Source organism: Pantoea sp. CFCC18177, from assembly GCF_059412425.1.
In genome coordinates this window covers 116,678-140,235 of sequence record NZ_JBNBPL010000002.1, presented here as the reverse complement: position 1 = coordinate 140,235, position 23,558 = coordinate 116,678, and the positions used below count along the sequence as shown (strand labels likewise).

Genomic DNA, 23,558 nt, shown 5'->3' with positions numbered 1-23,558 from the left:
CGCGCGGGAAAAGTCTTAAATGTCAGGCGGTGATGTCACCGCCTCAATTTTTTGTGTCATTGTCTGGAGTAAACCAACATGTCTGACGGCTGGAATATCGCGCTACTGGGCGCAACAGGCGCAGTAGGGAACGCTGTACTGGAATTGCTGGCAGAACGCCAGTTCCCGGTTGGTGAATTGCATCTGCTGGCGAGTGAAAACAGCGCCGGTGAGAGTGTGCGTTTTGATGGTCGTACCCTGCGGGTGCAGGATGCCGCCGAGTTCGACTGGACCCAGGCACAGCTGGCATTTTTCGCTGCTGGGCGTGAAGCCTCAGCACGTTATGCGGATGAAGCCGCGAGCCAGGGTTGTCTGGTGATCGACAGCAGCGACCTGTTCGCGCTGGAGCCGGATGTGCCGCTGGTGGTGCCGGATGTCAATCCGCAGGTGCTGGCCGACTATCGCAATCGTAATATTGTGACAGTGGCAGATGCGCTGGTCAGTCAGTTGCTGAGCGCGATCAAACCGCTGGTGGATAGCGCCGGTTTAAGCCGTTTACAGGTCACCAACCTGATGTCTGTCTCCAGCCATGGTAAAGCTGCGGTTGATGGCCTGGCCGGTGAGAGCGCGCGTTTGCTGAACGGCATCCCCGCTGATGAACACTACTTTGGCCGCCAGCTGGCGTTCAACTTGTTGCCACAGTTGGCAGACAACAATGGCAGCGTAGAGAGTGAACGTCGACTGGTGGATCAGGTGCGTAAAGTGTTGCAGGACGAAGGTTTACCGATTGCGGTCAGCAGCGTGCAGGCACCGGTGTTCTACGGTAGCGCACAGCTGGTGCACATCGAAAATCTGCGCCCACTGTCAGCAGAAGAAGCACGTGACGAGCTGGCCCGCGCTGAAGACATCAATTTGAGCGAAGACGGTGAGTACCCAACCCCGGTCAGCGATGCATCGGGCAGCGATGCACTGAGCATTGGCAACGTTCGTAACGATTACGGCGTGCCTGAACTGCTGCAGTTCTGGTCAGTGGCGGACAACATCCGCTTCGGCGGCGCATTGATGGCCGTGAAAACCGCTGAGAAATTGGTGCAGGAGTATTTCTATTAATGTTGTCTGAAGCTAAGACCATTAAGCTGGCGTTAGGCATTGAGTACGATGGCAGCCGTTATTACGGTTGGCAGCGACAGAATGAAGTGCGCAGCGTGCAGGAAAAGTTAGAAAAAGCGCTGTCGAAAGTGGCGAATCATCCGGTGGTCGTATTCTGCGCCGGACGCACCGATGCGGGTGTGCATGGAACCGGGCAGGTGGTGCATTTTGAAACCACCTCTCAGCGTGCTGACGGTGCCTGGACGCTGGGCGCCAACGCCAATTTGCCGGATGACATTGCGGTGCGTTGGGTCAAAGAAGTGCCCGATGAGTTCCACGCGCGTTTCAGTGCCACTGCGCGTCGCTATCGCTACGTGATTTTCAACCAGCGGCTGCGCCCTGCGATTCTGGGCAACGGTATCACCCATTTTTATCATCCGCTGGATGCAGAAAAAATGCAGCGTGCAGGGCAGTGTTTGATCGGCGAGAACGATTTCACCTCGTTCCGAGCCGTGCAGTGCCAGTCACGCACACCGTGGCGCAATGTGATGCACCTCAACGTCACGCGTCAGGGGCCGTATGTGATTGTCGATATCAAAGCCAACGCCTTTGTGCATCACATGGTGCGCAATATCGTCGGCAGCCTGATGGAAATTGGTTGTGGCAACAAGCCTGAGAATTGGATGGCTGAGTTGCTGGCAGCAAAAGATCGCACTCTTGCGGCAGCAACCGCTAAAGCAGAAGGGTTGTATTTGGTGGCGGTGGATTATCCATCCCATTTTGCGTTACCTCAGCCTGCGCTGGGACCCTTGTTCCTCGCGGATTAACTGTTAATTGAAGGATGTAGGGGAGCCGTATGGAGTTTATCCACTTCGTTATTGATTTTATTCTGCATATTGATGTGCATTTAGCCGAACTCGTGGCGCAGTACGGCATCTGGATTTACGCCATTCTGTTCCTGATTCTGTTCTGTGAAACCGGCTTAGTGGTCACGCCTTTCCTGCCAGGGGATTCCCTGCTGTTTGTGGCCGGTGCCTTGGCCGCACTGCCGGGCAACGATCTCAATGTGCATTTAATGGTGACGCTGCTGGTGATCGCCGCCATCCTCGGCGATGCGGTGAACTACACTATTGGTCGGTTGTTCGGTGAGAAGCTGTTCAGTAACCCGAACTCAAAAATTTTCCGTCGTAGCTACCTGGATAAAACCCACGCGTTCTACGATCGCCACGGTGGCAAAACCATTATACTTGCGCGCTTTGTACCAATCGTGCGAACCTTTGCCCCCTTTGTGGCAGGGATGGGACACATGTCTTATCGCCACTTCGCGCTCTTCAACGTAACGGGTGCGCTGCTATGGGTACTGCTCTTCTCCTACGCCGGTTACCTGTTTGGCGACTTGCCGGTGGTGCAAGAGAACCTGAAGCTGCTGATTGTGGGCATTATTGTGGTCTCAATACTGCCAGGCGTGATTGAAGTGTGGCGTCATCGCCGCCAGGCGCGTCAGCAGAAGCCACAGTAAGCCTGTTACCAGATTTTTGTCCACAGCGAGAACGGGTTGTGGTTTAATGAGCGACATTTACGGCCTGCTGAAGGTGATTTCGGCAGCCACAAGAAGACTGGACCAGGTCAGCATTAAACAGAAAGGTCATCAATGAGCTGGATTGAACGCATACTGAATAAAAGCACCACCACGCCAACGCGCAAAGCCAGTATCCCGGAAGGGGTCTGGACCAAATGCGATAGCTGCGGCCAGGTGCTGTACCGCGCCGAGCTGGAGCGTAACCTTGAGGTCTGCCCGAAGTGCGACCACCACATGCGTATGCACGCCCGTGAGCGTTTGCACAGCATGCTGGACGAAGGTTCTCTGGTTGAGTTAGGCAGCGAGCTGGAACCGAAGGATCTGCTGAAGTTCCGCGATTCTAAGAAGTACAAAGATCGTCTGGTTGCCGCGCAGAAAGATACCGGTGAAAAAGATGCATTGATCACCATGAAAGGCACACTGCATGGTATGCCGGTGGTGGCTGTAGCTTTCGAGTTCTCCTTTATGGGCGGCTCGATGGGTTCTGTGGTTGGCGCGCGCTTTGTGCGTGGCGTTGAACAAGCACTGGAAGATAACTGCCCACTGATTTGCTTCTCAGCCAGTGGCGGTGCGCGTATGCAGGAAGCGTTACAGTCGCTGATGCAGATGGCGAAAACCAGCGCAGCCTTGGCGAAAATGCAGGAGCGCGGCTTGCCGTACATCTCCGTGCTGACTGACCCAACCATGGGCGGTGTTTCAGCCAGCTTCGCGATGTTAGGCGATCTGAACGTCGCAGAACCGAAAGCCCTGATCGGCTTTGCGGGTCCACGCGTCATTGAGCAGACCGTGCGCGAAAAACTGCCGCCGGGCTTCCAGCGCAGTGAGTTCCTGATTGAGAAAGGCGCGATCGACATGATCATCCGTCGTCCGGAAATGCGCTTTAAGCTGGCAAGCCTGCTGGCGAAAATGATGAACCTGCCAGCGCCGCTGCAGGATGGTGATCAGCCAACGACGGCTGAGCCGGAGAGCAACGAGGCCTGATCAGGCAACGAAAAGGCGCATCTATGCGCCTTTTCACCAATGCACCGTCAATCAGTTAACGGGACACATGGACAAGACTCTTCCCCAAGCCACGTCGCCTTTGGCCACGTGGCTTCATTATCTAGAACATCTTCATTCGCAGGCCATCGAACTGGGTCTGGACCGTATTCAACGCGTTGCTGCACGCCTCGATTTACTCAAACCCGCTCCGTTTATCTTCACCGTCGCCGGCACTAACGGCAAAGGCACCACCTGTCGTACGCTGGAAACCTTGTTGATGGCCGCGGGATACCGTGTGGGTGTTTACAGTTCGCCGCATCTGGTGCGCTACACCGAGCGTGTACGTGTGCAGGGAGCTGAGCTGGATGAAGCGCTGCACAGCGCCAGTTTCGCCAGCATCGAAGCCGGGCGCGGTGACACTTCGCTGACCTATTTCGAATTTGGTACGCTGTCGGCACTCAATCTGTTTCGCGATGCCAACCTTGATGTGGTGATCCTGGAAGTCGGGCTGGGCGGACGTCTGGATGCCACCAATATTGTCGATGCTGATGTTGCGGTTATCACCAGTATTGCCCTGGATCACACTGACTGGCTGGGGCCGGATCGCGAGAGTATCGGACGTGAAAAAGCGGGTGTGTTCCGCGCTGGTAAGCCTGCGGTAGTGGGTGAGCCTGATATGCCGCACACCATTGCAGAGGTGGCCGCAGAGAAGGGCGCACAGCTGCTGCAAATCAATCGCGACTGGCAGTGGCAAAAACAGGAAAACAGCTGGACGCTACAGGATGCGCACGGTGAGTTGCGCGACCTGCCATTGCCACAGGTACCGCTGCCTAACGCGGCAACGGCACTGACGGCGTTACGCGCCTCTGGTCTGAATGTCAGTGAGGCAGTGATCCGCGAACATCTGCCATTAGCGATTTTGCCGGGCCGCTTCCAGACCGTGAGCGAATCACCGCGCGTGATCCTCGATGTGGCGCACAATCCACATGCCGCTTATTATCTGGCTTCACGGTTGGCTGAACTGCCAAAGCGCGGGAAAGTCCTGGCGGTGGTCGGCATGCTGCACGACAAAGATATCGCTGGCACCCTGGCGGCATTGTCGCCACAGGTGGACAGCTGGTACTGCGCGCCACTTGATGGTCCACGCGGTGCAACAGCCGATGAGTTGATTGCGCATCTTGATGCAGGTAAAGCGTTCACGCATGTGGATGCGGCATGGCAAGCAGCGCGCCTGCAAGCAGCGCCTGAGGATGTGATTCTGGTGTGCGGATCTTTCCACACCGTCGCACAGGTTATGGAATCGATGGCAGCGGAGAACGGCAGTGGCAAGTAAGTTTCAAAATCGCTTAGTCGGGACCGTTATTCTGGTTGCGATTGGCGTCATTGTGTTGCCGGGCCTGTTGGACGGCAAGAAAAAACACTACAAGGAAGAGTTTGCGGCGATCCCGCTGGTGCCCAAACCTGACGATCAGCAAGACAGCGAAATGGTACCGCCGGTCACGCAACCGTTGCCTGCGCAACCGCCAGAAGGCGCCGGTGCGGCACAGAATCCGGAGAATGCGAAAGCCACGGGTAATGCCAGCAACGGCAGTGCCCAGCCTGCGCAGAACAGTGAGCCGACGCTGGTGACGCCACCGCCGGTGCATCAGCAGGTGAAGCCGGTTGAGCAACCGAAGCCCAAACCGATTGAACAACCCAAGCCGAAGCCAGTAGAACAGCCGAAGCCAAAACCTGTCGAGCAGGTAAAACCGAAACCGGTAGAGCAACCGAAGCCGGTTGAGCAGCCGAAAGCGGTTGAAACGCCGAAGCAGAGTGAGCCGGAAGCGGCGCCTGCAGGCCAAGCGTATGTGGTGCAACTCGGCGCGCTGAAGAATGCGGCCAAGGTGAGCGAGATCGTGGCGCAGCTGCGTCTCTCGGGCTATCGCGCCTTTACCGTGCCGTCAACGCCGGTGCAGGGACAAATCACCCGAATTTACGTGGGACCGGATGCGTCAAAAGCGAAGCTTCAGAGTTCACTGAGCGAGCTACAAAGCATTTCAGGCCTCGGTGGTGTGATTAAACCGTATGGTACGCGTTAATGGCTTGATAAGCCGCGCCGATAGCAGTAAAAGGCGCGGTAAAGCATTCACTGCTTGCCAAAATGTTGCAATAAAATTATTAAATATCAGTCAGTTAAATCGCTGATGACACTCAGGGCGAAGAAAGTTTTTTTCATCGCCTTTTTTATGGATGCAGAACCGGAAAACCCTACGCAAACGTTTTCTTTTTCTGTTAGAATGCGCCCCGAACTGGATGCAGGGGTGCATAAGCACTGGGCTGGAAGAGTTCATGATCTGGATTGATTACGTCATTATTGCGGTAGTTGGTTTTTCGGCTCTGGTCAGCCTGATTCGTGGGTTTGTCCGTGAAGCCTTATCTCTCGTTACCTGGGGATGCGCGTTTTTTGTCGCCAGTCATTACTACACCTACCTTGCAGTCTGGTTTACAGGTTTTGACGACGAACTGGTTCGCAACGGCATCGCTATCGCGGTGTTATTCGTTGCCACCCTGATTGTGGGTGCCATCGTGAACTATGTGATCGGCTCGCTGGTGGAAAAAACTGGCTTGTCGGGAACCGACAGGGTGTTGGGGGTCTGTTTCGGGGCGTTGCGTGGCGTGCTGATTGTTTCCGCTATGCTCTTCTTCCTCGATACATTCACCGGCTTTTCTAAAAGCCCGGACTGGCAACAGTCGCAACTCATTCCCCAGTTCAGTTACATCATCAGGTGGTTTTTCGATTACCTGAAAAGCACGTCCAGTTTTATACCCCGGTAACGCCACCGGGAGTGCGGCCAATGAGGAAATGACAACATGTGCGGTATTGTTGGTATCACCGGTTTTATGCCAGTAAACCAGTCGATCTATGACGCGTTAACGGTGCTGCAGCACCGCGGGCAAGATGCCGCCGGCATTTGTACCATCGATGCGCTTAACTGTTTTCGTCTGCGTAAAGCAAACGGCTTGGTGAGCGATGTTTTCGAAGCACGCCACATGCAGCGTTTGCAGGGTAACATCGGGATTGGTCACGTTCGCTACCCAACGGCGGGCAGCTCCAGTGCTTCTGAAGCACAGCCATTCTATGTCAACTCCCCTTATGGTATTACGCTGGCGCACAACGGTAACCTCACCAATGCGCACGAGCTGCGTAAACACCTGTTTGAAGTGGGTCGCCGTCACGTTAACACCACCTCTGATTCTGAAATCCTGCTGAATATCTTTGCGCAGGAGCTGGACCGTTTTCAGCATTACCCGCTGGAAGCTGACAACATTTTTGCTGCGGTGGCGGCGGTGCATCAGCATGTGCGCGGCGCTTACGCAGTGGTTTCGATGATCATCGGGCACGGTATGGTCGCGTTCCGCGATCCAAACGGTATTCGTCCACTGGTACTGGGCAAACGTGTGATTGAAGATGGCCGCACCGAATATATGGTGGCCTCTGAAAGTGTCGCGCTGGATACTCTGGGCTTTGAGTTCATTCGCGATGTGGCACCGGGAGAAGCGGTGTACATCACCGAACAAGGTCAGCTCTCTACACGTCAGTGTGCTGAGAATCCGAAAACCAATCCGTGCCTGTTCGAGTACGTTTATTTTGCTCGTCCAGACTCGTTCCTGGATAAGGTATCTGTCTATAGCGCGCGCGTGCGCATGGGCACCAAGCTGGGCGAGAAAATTGCTCGCGAGTGGGAAGACCTGGATATCGATGTGGTGATCCCGATTCCGGAAACCTCGACCGATGCTGCGCTGGAAATCGCTCGCATCCTCGACAAACCTTATCGTCAGGGCTTTGTGAAAAACCGTTACGTTGGCCGCACCTTCATTATGCCTGGTCAGCATCAGCGCCGCAGCGCGATTCGCCGCAAGTTGAACGCCAACCGTGCAGAATTCCGTGATAAGAACGTGCTGTTGATCGATGACTCAATTGTCCGTGGCACCACCTCAGAGCAGATCATTGAGATGGCACGTGAAGCGGGTGCAAAACGCGTTTACCTTGCGTCAGCGGCACCGGAAATTCGTTTCCCGAACGTCTACGGCATCGATATGCCGAGCGCCACGGAACTGATTGCTCACGGTCGTGAAGTGGAAGAGATTCGCCAGCTGATCAAAGCTGACGCCCTGATTTTCCAGGACCTGGATGATCTTATCGAAGCCGTGCGCGAAGAGAACCCGGATATTGCTCAGTTTGAGTGCTCGGTATTCAACGGCGTCTACGTAACCAAAGACGTTGATCAGCAGTACCTTGAGTACCTGCAGTCACTGCGTAATGACGATGCGAAAGCGATTCAGCGTCAGAATGAAGTGGAAGGGCTGGAGCTGCATAACGAAGGTTAACATCTTCGGGGAGCACACATAAAACAGGGCGGGCGCAATCCCGCCCTGTTTGTTTTTGTATTTTTGTTCAGGTAGCGGCTATCATTGCCGCAATCTGAATAGCAAGGCTGAATTATGAAACGACTCATCATTGGAATTTCCGGCGCCAGCGGCGCGATCTACGGCGTACGATTGTTGCAGGTGCTGCAACCGGTGGCCGATGTGGAAACCCATTTGGTGCTGAGCCCTGCTGCACGACAAACGCTGACGCTGGAAACCGACTACAGCCTGCGTGATGTTCAGTCACTGGCCGACGTAGTGCATGATGTGCGTGATATTGCCGCCAGCATCTCTTCGGGATCGTTCAAGACGTTGGGCATGGCGATTCTGCCTTGTTCAATGAAAACGCTGTCAGGCATTGTGCATAGCTACAGTGACAGTCTGCTGACGCGAGCAGCGGATGTGGTGCTTAAAGAGCAGCGTAAACTGGTCCTGTGCGTGCGTGAAACCCCGCTTCACCTTGGCCATTTGCGCATGATGACCACCGCCGCAGAGATGGGGGCGATGATCATGCCACCGGTGCCCGCCTTCTATCATCGTCCACAGCGCATTGAAGATCTGATTGATCAAACGGTCAACCGCGTTATCGATCAGTTCGATATTGAGCTTCCAGAAGACCTGTTTACCCGCTGGCATGGCGCATAATGGTGCAATATTGCACTAAGCGTGTGCAAATTCGCGTGCCCGATCACTCTTCGTGCATCTTGTGCACCAAAAGTTAACAATGTCGCTTTTTCTTCCTCACGCCGCTGTTATATTTCCCTCACAAACTAGGTGCTTGCGCTGCTAAAAGGCGCGGTATTTAGTGCGCCTGGGCAGGCTTTCGCCGTTTTGCATAACTGGCATGAAACCTGCACATCATTCAGCGCAAACACACATCACGCACCATATAACAATAAGCACTTACTTGAGGGTTACCTATGAAAAAGCGAGTTCTGGCTCTTTCCCTGCTGCTGGCAATGACCAGCGCTGCGAGCGTGTTCGCTGCAGTACCGAAAACGCTGCGTATCGGGACTGACCCGACTTACCCGCCATTTGAATCCAAAAATGCGCAAGGCCAGTTAGTGGGTTTTGACATCGATCTGGCGAACGAAATTTGTAAGCGTATCCATACCAAATGCAATTACGTTGAAAGTGATTTCGATGCGCTGATCCCTTCGCTGAAAGCGAAGAAAATTGACGCCATCATCTCCTCTCTCTCTATTACGGAGAAACGTCAGGAAGAGATCGCCTTCTCAGAAAAACTGTATGCAGCTAACGCGCGTTTAGTCGCGAAAAAAGGGTCAGATTTACAACCGACCATTGAATCCTTGAAGGGCAAAAACATTGGTCTGCTGCAGGGCACCACTCAGGAAACCTACGCCAATGAAAACTGGCGTCCAAAAGGCGTCACCGTCACTCCTTACGCGAACCAGGATCTGGTGTATCAGGATCTGAATGCGGGTCGTATTGATGCGGCTTTCCAGGACGAAGTGCAGGCGAGCGAAGGCTTCCTGAAACAGCCTGTCGGTAAGGATTATGCGTTTGCCGGTCCAGCGGTGAAAGATGACAAAATCTTCGGTGTTGGTACCGGTATGGGCCTGCGCAAAGATGATGCCGATTTGAAAGCCGCTATCGATAAAGCGTTTGATGCCATGCGTAAAGATGGTACCTACGACAAAATTGCTAAGAAGTACTTTGATTTCAACGTATACGGCGATTAATTGTCCTGTTTTCTGACCTTGATGATTGATTTACAGCAGGGTTGGTCATAACTATTCACTCCGGGCGCTTACTTATGTAAACTCCCGGGGTTCATACGCTTGCCGCCATCTACCCTGTGATTCACATCCTGGTCAGGACTGTCCGTTAGTTGGGCAGCGTTTGTTATTTTCCTTCACGACAGGATCGAACCCATGCTGTATGGCTATTCTGAAGTAATCCTCAAAGGCACCCTGGTGACCCTTGAGCTGGCACTCAGCTCGGTGGTGCTGGCTGTAGTGCTCGGCTTGATTGGCGCTGGCGCCAAACTCTCCCGTAATCGCCTGCTGGCGATGATTTTCGAAGGCTACACCACGTTAATTCGTGGGGTGCCCGACCTGGTGTTGATGCTGCTGATCTTCTACGGACTGCAAATCGCATTGAACACCCTGACCGATGCGTTAGGTATGGATCAGTTTGATATTGACCCGATGGTGGCCGGTATCATCACGCTGGGCTTTATTTACGGCGCTTACTTCACCGAAACCTTCCGTGGTGCATTTCTCGCCGTGCCTAAAGGGCAGATCGAAGCGGCAACCGCCTTCGGTTTCACCGGTTCGCAAACCTTCCGCCGCATTCTGTTCCCGGCGATGATGCGTTTCGCGCTGCCGGGTATTGGCAATAACTGGCAAGTTATCCTTAAAGCCACGGCGCTGGTTTCGCTGCTGGGGCTGGAAGACGTGGTGAAAGCCACGCAGCTGGCAGGGAAAAGTACCTGGCAGCCGTTCTACTTCGCGATTGTCGCGGGGGGGATTTATCTGGTGTTTACCACGCTGTCGAACGGCGTGCTGTGGTGGCTCGAACGTCGCTACACGGTGGGTGTGAAAAGGGCAGAGCTATGATCGATATTATTCAAGAGTATTGGAAACAGCTGCTCTGGACCGATGGTTACCGTTTTACTGGCGTCGCCATTACCCTGTGGTTGCTGATTCTCTCCGTGGTGATCGGGGGTTCCATGGCGGTGCTGCTGGCGATTGCCCGTGTGTCACCGAACCGCTTTATTTCGACACCTGTCTGGCTGTTCACCTATGTTTTCCGCGGTACACCGCTCTACGTACAGTTACTGGTGTTCTATTCCGGCATGTACACGCTGGAAGTGGTCAAAGGTTCGGAGTTACTCAACGCCTTTTTCCGTAGCGGTCTGAACTGTACGCTACTGGCCTTTACCTTAAACACCTGTGCCTATACCACTGAAATCTTTGCCGGCGCGATTCGCGCTGTGCCGCACGGTGAAATCGAAGCCGCCCGTGCTTATGGCTTTTCACCGTTCAAAATGTACCGTTGCATTATCCTGCCGTCGGCACTGCGCACCGCACTGCCGGCTTACAGTAATGAAGTGATCCTGATGCTGCACTCCACCGCACTGGCGTTTACCGCCACGGTGCCGGATCTGCTGAAAATCGCGCGTGATATTAACTCGGCAACGTACCAGCCGTTTACCGCGTTTGGCATCGCTGCGCTGCTGTATCTGATTATCTCTTACGTGCTGATTAGCCTGTTCCGCAAAGCAGAACGCCGCTTCCTGGCGCACGTGAAACCTTCTTCATCGCATTGAGTATCACTATGGCTGACAACAAATTAAGCGTGACCGAACTGCACAAACGTTACGGTGAACACGAAGTTCTGAAAGGTGTATCACTGCAGGCCAATGCTGGCGATGTGATCAGCATCATTGGTTCGTCCGGTTCCGGGAAAAGTACCTTCTTACGCTGCATTAACTTCCTTGAGAAACCGAGCGAAGGCACCATTGCGGTGAACAATGAGCAGATCAATCTGGTGCGCGACACCGATGGTCAGCTGAAGGTCTCTAACAAAGAGCAACTGCGCTCACTGCGTACCCGTCTGACCATGGTGTTCCAGCACTTCAATCTGTGGAGCCACATGACGGTGCTGGATAACGTCACCGAAGCGCCTATTCAGGTACTGGGACTGAGCAAAGCGGAAGCGCGTGAGCGGGCGATTAAATATCTGGATAAAGTGGGCATCGACGAACGTGCGCGCGCCAAATATCCGGTGCATCTTTCCGGTGGTCAGCAGCAGCGTGTCTCCATTGCTCGTGCGTTGGCGATGGAACCCGAAGTGCTGCTGTTTGATGAACCGACTTCTGCGCTTGATCCTGAGTTAGTGGGCGAGGTTCTGCGTATCATGCAGAAGCTGGCCGAAGAGGGGAAAACCATGGTGGTGGTGACGCACGAAATGGAGTTTGCGCGCCATGTCTCCAATCATGTGATTTTCCTGCATCAGGGCAAGATTGAAGAGCAGGGCTCGCCAGATGAACTGTTTGGTAACCCGAAAAGCCCACGTTTACAGCAATTCCTGAAAGGCTCGTTGAAATAATGCTAGCAGGTCGCCATAAATGGCGACCCTACAGCCCCGTAGGGTGCGCATTTATGCGCACCTGGCAGATGTGCCGGCATGAAAACCGGCGTGATAAATCGCGCCGATCCGTCTCGCCGCAATGAGTCACTCCCGCAATAGCTTCAGCGCTGTATCCTCGTCCGTCACCAATCCCGACACCCAGCCACCCTGTAACGCAGCACGAATCGCCGGGTACTTACGCTCGCTGCCAGAGAACCCGATGATTTTGCGCTCGGTCTGACTCTCAAGCAGGACGCTGGTGAGCAACTCATCGGTTTCTCCCCATACTCGCTCACCCTGTTGGTTGAAAAAATGCCCCAGCATCTCGCCTACCACTCCACGCGCATTAAGCGCTTCCACTTGGGTATCGGTGATAAATCCTTCGGCATTTAACGGACAGCCGGGCATCACTTCACCGATGCCAACAAACGCCACATCTGCTTGCAAGGCACGATCGGTGACGCGCTGATACACCTGATGCTGAACCCACATCGCCTTGTCTTGCGGCGTGTCTGCGTACAGCGGTGCAGGAATGAAAAAGTATTTGCCCTGCATTTTCTCGGCCATCTTCAACGGCACGTCGTAACGTGTGCCGGAATCATCGCGCGCGATCGCACCAATCATGGAAACGCACTGATGTTGTGGGCGATCCACCCATGGCAGCGCATCAATCATTGAGCGCAGGGTTTTACCAGAACCAATACCGAACACCTGTGGCGCTTCCTCATTGATAAACTGCGACATCACCGCCGCACCTTCAACGGCCAGCATCTGCTGAATGGCGTCATCATTTAAGTTCGCCGATGGCACCACCCGGCATAAATCCAGCGCAAACTTCTCCTGCACCTCACGCGCCAGTTGCAGACAGTGCGTAACAGGATGATCAATTTTCACGCTCACCATTCCCATCTCACGCGCACTAGACACCAGGCGCTGCGCCACCTGGCGTGAGATGCCTAATGCCTGAGCGATCTCCTGTTGCGTCACGCCCGCCACGTAATACATCCACGCTGCACGTGCGGCCAGCTCCTGTTTTTTCTCTTCTCTGCTCATTACGTGGTTCCGTTAAAACTGATGCGTCATCTTAGCGCGTGTTTGACGAAAAGCACTAACTGAGCAAAAGCCCTAAAAAAGAGCAAAAGTATTAATTGTGATGCGCTTCGCAGATCGATCGTCGGATGGCATCCTATGCTACGCGACATCGGGCAAATGCCCTTTCTTGTGGCAAATGTTTAATTGAGGCGATTATGACCAATCAATCAGTGTGGATGCACATCGGCGCGGGATCATTTCATCGGGCACATCAGGCGTGGTATCTGCACAAACTGCGTGAGCAGGGCGATGACAGTTGGAGCATTGCGCTGGGTAACATTCGTAATGATGCAGTGCCGCTGTTGAACCAGCTTGCGGCACAGCAGGGAGAGTACGTACTCGAAACCGTAACGCCGGAAGGGGAACGGGCTTATGAAACCATCACCTCTTTGCGCAAAATCCTGCCGTGGGATAGCGAAATCAGTGCGCTGGTGCAGCAGGGCGCTCAGCCTGAAACGCGCGTGATTGGCTTCACCGTGACCGAAGCGGGCTATTATCTGACGCCAGAACACCAGCTGGATCTCAGCCAGCCGGATGTGCAGGCCGATCTCGGCGGCGATATTCGGACGATTTATGGCGCACTTAGCCGCATCCTGACGCAGCGGGTGGCGCAGGGCGGTGCCGCAGTGACGCTGCTCAACTGCGACAATTTACGTCACAACGGTGAACGCTTCCGTGAGGGGTTCCTTGCCTTTCTGACCGCCAAGGGCGACAGCGCACTGGCAGAATGGGTGCGTACACACACCACTTCGCCGAACACTATGGTGGACCGTATCACACCCCGCCCAACACCCGATGTGGCGGAGCGAGTAAAAGCCGCCACCGGTAAGCAGGATGGTGCGGCAGTGATGGCAGAATCCTTTATTCAGTGGGTGATCGAGGATGACTTTATTGCGGGTCGCCCGGCGCTCGAAAACGTCGGTGTGGAGCTGGTGAAGTCGGTACTGCCTTGGGAAGAGGCAAAAATCCGCATCCTCAATGCCACCCATGCGGCGATTGCCTGGGCAGGCACGCTGATCGGTCTCAACTATATCGATGACAGCACGCGCCATCCGGCGATTTACCAACTGGCACACGACTATGTGACCCAGGATGTGATCCCTTCACTGTCACCCAGCCCTCTGGATCTGGCCGATTACCGCGATGTGGTGCTGGCTCGCTTTAGCAATCCCTATATCAAAGACACCAATCAGCGTGTCGGAGCTGATGGCTTATCGAAGATTCCTGGCATGGTGACGCCGACGCTGCGCGAGTGCTACCAGCGTGGTGTGCAACCCACGGCAACGGCAGCCATTCCAGCACTGTTCTTCCTGTTTATGCAGCGCTGGGCCAATGAGGATTTGCCGTACACCTATCAAGACGGTGCGCTTCAGGCTGATGCGCTGCGTCAACAGTTCGCCAGCAGCGAACCGTTACAGGCTTTCCTCAGTGATAGCGCGCTGTTTGCGGAGCTGGCCAACGATAAGGCGTTTCACGCGCTGGTTGCTCGCCGTGTCGAAGGGTTGCAGCAGTGGCTGAAACAGCCCGAACTGGCAGCGGTGTAAGGGGCGCATTATGTATCTCGGTATCGATATTGGCACCTCTGAACTCAAGGCTCTGATCATCAACACGCAGGGTGAGATCGTGGCATCACAGCATGCAACCTTGAGTGTGCAACGCCCGCATCCTCATTGGGCAGAACAAGATCCCGAACGCTGGTGGCAAGCTTGCACCGACGTGCTGGCCGGTTTACGGCAGCAGTCACCGGCGGCATGGTCAGCGGTGCGCGCCATCGGCTTATCGGGCCAGATGCATGGTGCGGTGCTGCTGGACGCTGACGGCAAGGTGCTGCGTCCGTGCATCTTGTGGAACGACACGCGCAGTGCCGCGCAGTGTGAAGTGCTAAGCAAGTGCTATCCGCAGATGATGGCGATCAGCGGCAATATGATCATGCCGGGTTTCACCGCGCCAAAATTGCGCTGGGTGGCAGAGCAGGAGCCAGAGATCTTTAGCCGTATCGATAAGGTGTTGTTGCCGAAGGATTACCTGCGCTGGCGTCTCACCGGACATTTTGTCAGTGAACCTTCCGATGCCGCCGGCACGCTGTGGCTCGATGTGGCGCAGCGTGACTGGTCTGATGAACTGCTGGCGATCACCGGCCTGACGCGTGCACAGATGCCAGAACTGGTGGAAGGCAGCGCCGTCAGCGGCAGTCTGAAACCGGCGTTGGCGAGTGAGTGGGGCTTATCCACGTCGGTGACGGTGGCGGGCGGTGGTGGCGACAATGCCGCATCCGCGGTGGGTGTCGGGGCGGTTAATCCCGGCGATGCTTTTATTTCGTTGGGCACCTCCGGTGTGATTTTCGTGGTGAATGACCGTTTACAGGCCGATCCCCAATCCGGCGTGCATGCTTTCTGCCATGCGCTGCCGGGACGCTGGCATCAGATGAGCGTGATGCTCAGTGCAGCCAGTTGCCTGCGCTGGCTATGTAATCTGCTGGCGGTCAGCGAAAGTCAGTTAATGGAGGAGATGGCACAGCTCTCGGCTGAACAGCGACGCCAGGCCCCCCTTTTTCTGCCTTACCTTTCCGGTGAGCGGACTCCGCACAACGATCCCGATGCATCCGGTTCCTTCTTTAATCTGCGCCACGAAACCCCTCGTGCCTTATTGGGTTATGCCGTGATTGAAGGCGTGGCGTTTGGACTGGCGGATGGTCTCGCTGTGTTGGGTGATGCTCAGCATCACATTCAACAATGCAGCCTGACCGGCGGTGGCGCGCGCAGCACGCTTTGGGCGCAACTGATTGCTGATGTGCTGCAACTGCCGATAGTGACCCATCCAGCCAGTGCTTCGGGCGCGTTGGGTGCCGCGCGTCTGGCGTGGCTGGCGGATGGCGGATATGAACAAGAGGTGTGCCTGAAACCGGCTGTGCAAGCGCGTTATCAGCCCGATACGGCGCAAGCTGGGGTATTGCAACAGCGCTTGCGCGCGTTCCGCGAACTTTACATTCAACAGCAATGGGTACGCCAGTTGCTGCCTGCATAACGAACAGAGGATGATGGTGATGCAATCGAACGAATACTGGTTTGGCTTACCGAAGAAGATGTTTTGGGGCTTCCTCGCTATCGCGATTTTCATGGCGGGTGATGGCTTCGAAATGGCATTCCTGTCGCGCCATATTACCGATATGGGCTTCTCGCCTGCGCAGTCTGCCGTGGTCTTTACTTTCTATGGCCTGGCGGCCGCGCTGGCGGCCTGGGCCTCTGGTGTGGTGGCCGAATTGATCACCCCACAGCGCGCGATGATGATCGGTTTTGTGCTGTGGATCGTGATGCATGCGCTGTTTATGACGCTGGGTCTCGGCCTGCGCAACTATCCCTTGATGGTGCTGTTCTACGGCATTCGTGGGCTGGCTTATCCGCTGTTTATCTACTCGTTTATGATGATGCTGGTGCAGGTCTTACCGCGTGAGAAACTGGCTGCCGCCACGGGCTGGTTCTGGGCGATGTATTCCGTGGGTATTGGCGTGGTGGGCAGTTATCTGCCAAGTCTGACTATTCCGATGCTGGGTGAAACGGGAACGTTATGGTTGGCGATCATCTGGGTGGCCTGCGGCGGTGTGCTGGCCTACTTTAGTCTGCGCAATGTGCCGGTGGATCGCTCCCGTGTCAACCTGCCGATGCGTGATAAAATGACGGAGATGTCGCGTGCGGTGACCATTCTGTTCACCAATCAGCATGTGTTCTACGCTTGCCTGATCCGCATCATCAACACGCTTTCACTGTTTGGTTTTGCCATCATCATGCCGTTGCTGTTTGTCGATCGTCTCGGCTTCACCATCTCTGAGTGGCTGCAGATCTGGGCGGTGTTCTTCTTTGTCACCATCTTCACCAACATCTTCTGGGGCATTACCGGCGAGAAATTGGGCTGGATCCGTCAGGTGCGCTGGTTTGGCTGCCTCGGTATGGCCATCTCCAGTTTGATGTTCTACTACCTGCCGCTGTATGTCGGGCATAACTTCTGGGTGGCGCTGATCCCTGCGGTGATGTTGGGCATTTTTGTGGCGGCGTTTGTGCCCATGACGGCGGTGTTCCCCACGCTGGAACCCCATCATAAAGGTGCGGCGGTGTCGATTTACAACCTGTCTGCGGGCCTGAGTAATTTTGTCGCACCCGCCATCGCGTCAGTGATGCTGCCGTTCTTCGATATTGTGGGGGTAGTGTGGGCCTACACCGCGCTGTATGTGTTTGCCGGCGTGTTGACCTTCATCATTCGCGTGCCGCAACCGGGGCATACCCGTGAAGAGAAAGTCGTGAAGTCACGCGTTGCGGAGCAACGCAGTTGAAGCAAACCCGGTGCGTAGAGCTACGCACCGGGACATTTCATCCCGCCACATCCTGTAAAGCTTCCTGTAAATCGTACCAGCGGAAGCCAAAGCCCGACTCCTCCAGCCGTTTTGGTAACACATGTTGCCCACCCAGCACCAACACGGCCGATTCACCCATCATCAGTTTGATGGCGCTGGCGGGTGTGCGCATAAACGCCGGGCGATGCATCACGTGGCCCAGGATCGCGGCGAACTGCTCATTACGCACCGCATAGGGTGCCACCATATTAAACGGCCCATTCAGGTTATTATTGTCAATCAACCAGATGATGGCGTTCACCAGATCATCAATGTGGATCCACGGCAAATACTGCTTGCCACTGCCTAACGGGCCGCCTACGCCCAGCTTAAAAGGCAGCTTCATTTTTGCCAGCGCACCGCCTTCTGCTGCCAGTACCACCCCAGTGCGCAACAAACAGACGCGAGTCTGTTCACTCTGCGCGTTCAAGGCCAGGCGCTCCCAGCGGGCGCACAGGGCATGAGTGAACTCATCGTGCCCAGGATCGTCTTCAGTCAGCACCAGATCGCCGGTATCGCCGTAAAAGCCAGTGGCAGATCCGGAAATCAAAAAATGCGGTGGATGGCTGCTGGCATGGATCAGCGAAACAATCTGTTCGGTGATCTGCCAGCGGCTTTCACACAGTCGTTGTTTTTGTTGTTCGGTCCAGCGTTTATCGGCGATAGGTTCGCCCGCCAGGTTAATAACGCCATCAATGCCGTTGAGGTCGGATTGCTGGTTGATGCCAGACCAGAGTGATACGCGCGGATCAAGTTTCTCGCGCGCTGTGGCGACATCACGAGTCACAACATTAACCTGATGTCCGAGCAATAGCAGGCGAGGAATCAGGTGGCGACCAATCAGTCCGGTGCCGCCGGTAATAAGCAGGTGCATTGTGAGCCTCCTTGTAATTTATTTTCTGCTCAGAATTGATCATAGAAGAGAAGCGCAGGTGTAGCGTGACCCGGCTTACGCTAATGAAGAAAAAGGGAAAGTTTGTGATGGCTTTAAGGATAAAGATCCGACCAGCGCACCATTGCCTTAGCAGATAAAAATCGGTAAACAGGAAGCACACCTGACGCTTATTTGAGGCATCCGATGAATTATCCCACCATCACCTTGTGGACCGATGCGTCCTTTTTCAGCCCTTATGCGATGTCGGTTTATGTCGCACTCACTGAGAAAGGCATCCCCTTCACCTTAAAGCGAGTGGATTTGTCGCAGAATGCGCAGCTTGATGATGACTATCGTGCTCTGTCGCTGACCTGCCGTGTGCCTGCGCTACAAATTGATGACCTGGTCCTCAATGAATCTTCGGCGATCGCGGAATATCTTGAAGAGCGTTTTCCTGCGCCGGAATTTGAGCGTCTTTACCCGCGTGACCGCGAAAAGCGTGCCCATGCGCGTGAAGTGCAGGCGTGGTTGCGTAGTGATCTTATGGCTCTGCGCGCCGAGCGTCCCACAGAGGTACTGTTTGCGGGCGAACGGTTTGCGCCGTTGTCGGCGGCAGGAGAGCAGGCTGCGAGCAAGCTGATTGCCGCGGTACAGCGTCTGTTGCCGGAAGGGCAGCAAAACCTGTTTGGCGAGTGGTCTATTGCGGATACCGACCTGGCGGTGATGATTAACCGTCTGGCGTTACATGGCGATATGCTGCCAGTGAAATTGCAGCATTATGCCGAGTTCCAGTGGCAGCGTGCATCCGTCCAGCTATGGTTGTCCGAATCAGGTAAATCGCGCTAAGCACGAAGAGCCTTGCGGAGGCCAAAAGAACGCTTTACCTTACCGCACATTCTAATAAGGCATCGCAAACAGGCGCGTGCTGGGCACGCCGAAAACAGAAAGGGTTACGGATGGTTGATCAAACGGCAGATAACGGTATTGAGTGGGTTGATATCGTTAGTGAAGAGAACGAGGTCATTGCGCAGGCCAGCCGTGCGCAGATGCGTGCGCAGAATCTGCGCCATCGTGCGACCTATATCGTGGTGCATGATGGTATGGGTAAAATTCTGGTGCAGCGTCGCACGGAAATCAAAGACTTCATGCCGGGTATGCTGGATGCCACCGCAGGTGGTGTCGTGCAGAGTGGTGAAGACCTGCTGGAATCCGCGCGCCGTGAAGCGGAAGAAGAGCTCGGTATCGCCGCTGTACCCTTTGCCGAACACGGTAAATTCTACTTCGAAGACCAACACTGCCGCGTTTGGGGTGGCTTGTTCAGCTGCGTTTCCCATGGCCCGTTTGCCATGCAGGAAGAAGAGGTGGACGAGGTGTTTTGGATGACGCCGGAAGAGATTACCGCGCGCTGTGATGAATTCACCGATGATTCGCTGAAGGCTGTATCGCTATGGCTGAGCCGCAACAGCGATGCCACGCGAAGCCAGTCCTGAGCTTAGCTGGGATGAAATAAAGGCGCCGAAAGGCGCCTTTATACCCTTCATACTTCAAGGCCCCATGAGGAGACTCGAATTATTTTGGGTATATATTTTTCTCAGGGGAGAAAGCCTTAGCCTTCTGCCTGCTGAGACTGAATCGCGGTCAAAGCGATGGTGTAGACAATGTCATCCACAAGGGCACCACGAGACAGGTCGTTGACTGGCTTACGCATGCCTTGCAGCATCGGCCCGATGGAGATCAGGTCTGCAGAACGCTGTACCGCTTTGTAAGTGGTGTTACCGGTGTTCAGATCCGGGAAGATGAACACGGTCGCACGACCCGCAACTGCGGAGTTTGGTGCTTTAGATTTGGCCACGTCTTCCATGATAGCGGCGTCATACTGCAGTGGACCATCAATCACCAGGTCAGGACGTTTTTCCTGAGCGATACGCGTGGCTTCACGCACTTTCTCAACGTCGCTACCTGCACCTGAGTTACCGGTGGAGTAAGAGATCATCGCCACACGTGGATCGATGCCAAAGGCTTTGGCGGAGTCGGCGGACTGAATGGCGATCTCTGCCAGCTGCTCTGGATTCGGGTCGGGGTTGATGGCGCAGTCGCCGTAAACCAGCACCTGCTCCGGCAGCAGCATGAAGAAGACGGAAGAGACCAGCGAGCTGTTCGGTGCGGTTTTGATCAACTGCAACGGCGGACGAATGGTGTTGGCCGTGGTATGAACCGCACCAGACACCAATCCATCCACTTCACCACGTTCCAGCATCATGGTGCCGAGCATCACGTTATCTTCCAGCTGCTCCTGCGCTACCACTTCAGTCATGCCTTTGCTCTTACGCAGTTCAACCAAGCGCGGCACATAGTTTTCACGTACTACTTCTGGATCAACAATCTCAATGCCTTGGCCCAGTACGACGCCCTGAGCAGCGGCAACGCGCTGGATCTCATCCGGATTGCCCAACAGTACACAAGAAGCAATGCCGCGCTCGGCACAAATCGCGGCCGCTTTCACGGTGCGCGGCTCGTCGCCTTCTGGCAGCACGATACGTTTGCCCGCTTTGCGCGCCAGTTCGGTGAGCTGATAACGGAATGCCGGTGGTGACAGGCGACGGCTGCGTTCAGAGGTGGCCGTCAGTGATTCAACCCAGTCTGCATCAATGTAGCTGGCGACGTACTCCTGCACTTTCTCAATGCGTTGGGTATCATCCGCCGGAACTTCCAGATTGAAGCTCTGCAGGCTGAGGGAGGTCTGCCAGGTGTTGGTTTTCACCATAAACACGGGCAGGCCAGTCTGGAAGGCACGTTCGCACAGGCGAGCGATCGGCGCTTCAATCTGGTAACCGCCGGTCAGCAGCACCGCACCAATCTCAATGCCGTTCATCGCGGCCAGGCAAGCCGCAACCAACACATCAGGACGGTCAGCCGATGTCACCAGCAGCGAGCCTGGGCGGAAATGCTCCAGCATGTGCGGGATACTACGGGCACAGAAGGTCACGGATTTCACGCGACGCGTTTGGATCTCACCTTCGTTAATGATGTCTGCATTCAGATGGCGGCACATGTCGATGGCGCGCGTCGCAATCAGATCAAAGCTCCATGGCACGCAGCCCAGAATCGGCAGCGGGCTGTTGGCAAACAGCTGCTTAGGATCGATATTGGCGATGTTGGCTTTGGTTGAGTCATCAAAGATTTCAGACAGGTCAGGACGGGTACGGCCTTGCTCATCCACGGGCGCATTCAGTTTATTGATGATCACGCCGGTGATATTTTTGTTCTTGCTGCCGCCGAAGCTACTTTGCGTCAGTTCGATACGCTCTTTCAGCTGAGCAGGGGAATCGTTACCCAGTGCGGTGACAAAGACAATTTCAGCATTCAGGGTTTTGGCGATTTCATAGTTCAGCGCGGAAGCGAATTGGTGCTTGCGCGTCGGCACTAAACCTTCCACCAGCACCACTTCAGCATCCTGAGCATTGGCATGGTAATTGGCGATGATCTCTTCCATCAACACGTCTTGCTGGTTTGAACCCAGCAGCGACTCAACGCGCGACATCTGCAGCGGTTCAGCGGCAGGAATGGCGGAGTTTTTACGGATGATGGTGGTGGTCTGATCGGGCGCATCGCCGCCCGCACGTGGCTGGGCAATTGGCTTGAACACGCTCAGGCGGACGCCTTTGCGCTCCATGGCACGGATCACGCCGAGGCTGACGCTGGTCAGGCCGACGCTGGTGCCGGTGGGGATGAGCATGATTGTACGTGACACTATAGAAACCTCTCAGGTGTTGCAGACGAGCTAAAACAACTCCGTCAGCCTGGGCTGACGGAGAGAAGTGTGGTTAGGCAGTGAGACGCGCGGCGTCTTGGGCGATGACCAACTCTTCGTTGGTTGGGATCACCACAGCCGGGCGAGTGCCTTCTTTGTTGATAAAGCCAGATTTGCCGAAGCGTGCCGCGAGATTGCGCTCGTGATCCACTTCGAAGCCCAACAGGCCCAGTTTCGCCAGTGACAGCTCACGCACCATCGCCGCATTTTCACCAATACCGCCGGTGAAGACCACGGCATCCAGACGGCCTTCCATCAGTGAAGTGTAGCTACCGATGTATTTCGCCAGGCGGTGGCAGAACACATCCATCGCACGCTTGGCATCTTCTTTGGTCGCGTAGTTGTCTTCAACATAGCGGCAATCGCTGGTGACTTCGGTGAGACCTAACAGGCCAGACTCTTTGGTCAGCAACTTGTTGATTGCATCAACGGTCATGCCTAGTGCGTCATGCAAGAAGAACACGATAGCGGGATCGATATCGCCGCTGCGGGTTCCCATCACCAGGCCTTCCAGCGGGGTCAACCCCATTGAGGTATCCACGCACTGGCCATTGCGGATTGCCGCAACAGAACCACCGTTGCCCAAGTGGCAGGTAATGATGTTCAGCTCATTGACCGGCTTGTTGAGCATTTTTGCGGCTTCCTGTGTCACATAGTAGTGACTGGTGCCGTGTGCGCCATAGCGACGGACGCCGTGCTCTTTGTACAATTTGTACGGCAGTGCATAAAGATAGGACTCTTCAGGCATTGTCTGATGGAATGCTGTATCAAAAACCGCCACATTCTTATCCGACAGATGTGGGAAGTTCTTCATGGCTTCGTCGATGCCGATCAAATGCGCCGGGTTATGCAGCGGGGCAAAAGAAGAGGCGTCTTTAATGCCCTGAATCACGGATTCGTCGATGATGACAGATTGAGTCAACTGCTCGCCGCCGTGAACAATACGATGGCCGATTGCAGCGATTTGTGCCGAAAGCTCTGGTTTTTGTGCCAGAATGGATTTAACGATGAAGTTCAGCGCTTCACTATGTGCCGCGCCTGCGCCCAGAGGAGCTTCCTGTTTGCTACCTTCCAGTTTCCACTTGATACGTGCTTCAGGTAAATGGAAACACTCTGCCAGACCTGACAAATATTCGTCACCGGTAGCAGGGTTAAGGATGGCAAACTTTAAAGAGGAGCTGCCGCAGTTCAGAACCAGTACTAACTTCGTCGACATGGAAGTACCTATTGATTAAATAGTGGCTAAAAATAACGCAATCAGACT

The 23,558-nt window shown here is 54.9% G+C and carries 22 protein-coding genes; 18 read left to right on the top strand and 4 right to left on the bottom strand.

Annotation, left to right across the window (positions count from 1 at the left end; translation table 11 throughout):
- The first annotated feature begins 78 nt into the window (after positions 1 to 78).
- The 13 genes from ACPUC8_RS02705 (at position 79) to hisP (ending at position 12,112) form a co-directional block, all read left to right on the top strand.
- Positions 79 to 1,089, top strand: coding sequence for an aspartate-semialdehyde dehydrogenase (locus tag ACPUC8_RS02705; protein WP_039337196.1), 1,011 nt, complete (start codon positions 79 to 81; stop codon positions 1,087 to 1,089).
- Positions 1,089 to 1,895, top strand: a complete 807-nt coding sequence (gene truA, locus ACPUC8_RS02700; protein ID WP_064511439.1) for a tRNA pseudouridine(38-40) synthase TruA — start codon at positions 1,089 to 1,091, stop codon at positions 1,893 to 1,895. The genes ACPUC8_RS02705 and truA overlap by 1 nt, the downstream gene beginning before the upstream one ends.
- 29 nt (positions 1,896 to 1,924) lie before the next feature.
- Positions 1,925 to 2,587: a DedA family protein gene (locus tag ACPUC8_RS02695; RefSeq protein ID WP_039337194.1), complete on the top strand. Its 663-nt coding sequence runs from the start codon at positions 1,925 to 1,927 to the stop codon at positions 2,585 to 2,587.
- A 132-nt stretch (positions 2,588 to 2,719) separates the two neighbouring features.
- Positions 2,720 to 3,628 carry an acetyl-CoA carboxylase, carboxyltransferase subunit beta gene (gene accD / locus ACPUC8_RS02690; RefSeq protein WP_039337192.1) on the top strand — a complete coding sequence of 303 codons (909 nt, stop codon included), beginning with the start codon at positions 2,720 to 2,722 and terminating at the stop codon, positions 3,626 to 3,628.
- A gap of 67 nt (positions 3,629 to 3,695) precedes the next feature.
- Entirely contained in the window at positions 3,696 to 4,961 is a 1,266-nt protein-coding gene (gene folC, locus ACPUC8_RS02685) for a bifunctional tetrahydrofolate synthase/dihydrofolate synthase (protein ID WP_039337190.1), read from the top strand.
- On the top strand, positions 4,951 to 5,706 hold the full coding sequence (gene dedD, locus ACPUC8_RS02680) for a cell division protein DedD (protein WP_494925537.1): 756 nt from the start codon (positions 4,951 to 4,953) through the stop codon (positions 5,704 to 5,706). The genes folC and dedD overlap by 11 nt, the downstream gene beginning before the upstream one ends.
- Before the next feature lie 250 nt (positions 5,707 to 5,956).
- Positions 5,957 to 6,442, top strand: coding sequence for a colicin V production protein (gene cvpA, locus ACPUC8_RS02675; protein WP_034825265.1), 486 nt, complete (start codon positions 5,957 to 5,959; stop codon positions 6,440 to 6,442).
- Between the two features lie 36 nt (positions 6,443 to 6,478).
- Positions 6,479 to 7,996 carry an amidophosphoribosyltransferase gene (purF, locus tag ACPUC8_RS02670; RefSeq protein WP_039336444.1) on the top strand — a complete coding sequence of 506 codons (1,518 nt, stop codon included), beginning with the start codon at positions 6,479 to 6,481 and terminating at the stop codon, positions 7,994 to 7,996.
- A gap of 114 nt (positions 7,997 to 8,110) precedes the next feature.
- Positions 8,111 to 8,680 (top strand): UbiX family flavin prenyltransferase, encoded by a 570-nt coding sequence (locus tag ACPUC8_RS02665; protein WP_058969421.1) that lies wholly within the window; start codon positions 8,111 to 8,113, stop codon positions 8,678 to 8,680.
- Between the two features lie 275 nt (positions 8,681 to 8,955).
- Complete coding sequence (gene argT, locus ACPUC8_RS02660) at positions 8,956 to 9,738, top strand: lysine/arginine/ornithine ABC transporter substrate-binding protein ArgT (RefSeq protein WP_039336448.1); 783 nt, start codon at positions 8,956 to 8,958, stop codon at positions 9,736 to 9,738.
- A gap of 192 nt (positions 9,739 to 9,930) precedes the next feature.
- A complete protein-coding gene (locus ACPUC8_RS02655) occupies positions 9,931 to 10,617 on the top strand; it encodes a histidine ABC transporter permease HisQ (RefSeq protein WP_058969419.1) in 687 nt (228 codons plus the stop codon).
- Positions 10,614 to 11,330: an ABC transporter permease gene (locus ACPUC8_RS02650; protein WP_494925536.1), complete on the top strand. Its 717-nt coding sequence runs from the start codon at positions 10,614 to 10,616 to the stop codon at positions 11,328 to 11,330. The genes ACPUC8_RS02655 and ACPUC8_RS02650 overlap by 4 nt, the downstream gene beginning before the upstream one ends.
- Before the next feature lie 8 nt (positions 11,331 to 11,338).
- Positions 11,339 to 12,112: a histidine ABC transporter ATP-binding protein HisP gene (gene hisP / locus ACPUC8_RS02645; protein WP_039336453.1), complete on the top strand. Its 774-nt coding sequence runs from the start codon at positions 11,339 to 11,341 to the stop codon at positions 12,110 to 12,112.
- 126 nt (positions 12,113 to 12,238) lie between these two features.
- Here hisP and ACPUC8_RS02640 read toward each other — a convergent pair whose 3' ends face one another.
- Entirely contained in the window at positions 12,239 to 13,186 is a 948-nt protein-coding gene (locus ACPUC8_RS02640) for a sugar-binding transcriptional regulator (protein WP_039336455.1), read from the bottom strand.
- Positions 13,187 to 13,380: 194 nt separating this feature from the next.
- Here ACPUC8_RS02640 and dalD point away from each other — a divergent pair, with 194 nt between their 5' ends.
- From dalD to ACPUC8_RS02625, 3 genes are read left to right on the top strand one after another with little or no spacing between them, the layout of a single operon-like run.
- Entirely contained in the window at positions 13,381 to 14,769 is a 1,389-nt protein-coding gene (dalD, locus tag ACPUC8_RS02635) for a D-arabinitol 4-dehydrogenase (RefSeq protein ID WP_039336457.1), read from the top strand.
- A gap of 10 nt (positions 14,770 to 14,779) precedes the next feature.
- Positions 14,780 to 16,249: a xylulokinase gene (gene xylB / locus ACPUC8_RS02630; RefSeq protein WP_494925535.1), complete on the top strand. Its 1,470-nt coding sequence runs from the start codon at positions 14,780 to 14,782 to the stop codon at positions 16,247 to 16,249.
- Positions 16,250 to 16,268: 19 nt separating this feature from the next.
- Positions 16,269 to 17,549 (top strand): MFS transporter, encoded by a 1,281-nt coding sequence (locus tag ACPUC8_RS02625; protein ID WP_039336495.1) that lies wholly within the window; start codon positions 16,269 to 16,271, stop codon positions 17,547 to 17,549.
- 37 nt (positions 17,550 to 17,586) lie between these two features.
- On the opposite strand, the gene ACPUC8_RS02620 is transcribed toward ACPUC8_RS02625, so the two are convergent.
- Positions 17,587 to 18,483 (bottom strand): TIGR01777 family oxidoreductase, encoded by an 897-nt coding sequence (locus ACPUC8_RS02620; RefSeq protein WP_058969409.1) that lies wholly within the window; start codon positions 18,481 to 18,483, stop codon positions 17,587 to 17,589.
- Positions 18,484 to 18,687: 204 nt separating this feature from the next.
- On the opposite strand from ACPUC8_RS02620, the gene yfcF reads away from it, so the two are divergent.
- Together yfcF and yfcD are read left to right on the top strand one after the other, a co-directional pair.
- A complete protein-coding gene (gene yfcF / locus ACPUC8_RS02615) occupies positions 18,688 to 19,329 on the top strand; it encodes a glutathione transferase (protein WP_039336464.1) in 642 nt (213 codons plus the stop codon).
- Positions 19,330 to 19,439: 110 nt separating this feature from the next.
- On the top strand, positions 19,440 to 19,973 hold the full coding sequence (gene yfcD / locus ACPUC8_RS02610; protein WP_039336465.1) for an NUDIX hydrolase YfcD: 534 nt from the start codon (positions 19,440 to 19,442) through the stop codon (positions 19,971 to 19,973).
- A gap of 116 nt (positions 19,974 to 20,089) precedes the next feature.
- Here yfcD and pta read toward each other — a convergent pair whose 3' ends face one another.
- Together pta and ackA are read right to left on the bottom strand one after the other, a co-directional pair.
- Entirely contained in the window at positions 20,090 to 22,234 is a 2,145-nt protein-coding gene (gene pta, locus ACPUC8_RS02605) for a phosphate acetyltransferase (RefSeq protein ID WP_197063374.1), read from the bottom strand.
- 73 nt (positions 22,235 to 22,307) lie between these two features.
- Positions 22,308 to 23,510, bottom strand: coding sequence for an acetate kinase (gene ackA / locus ACPUC8_RS02600; protein WP_039336469.1), 1,203 nt, complete (start codon positions 23,508 to 23,510; stop codon positions 22,308 to 22,310).
- Between the last annotated feature and the right edge of the window lie 48 nt (positions 23,511 to 23,558).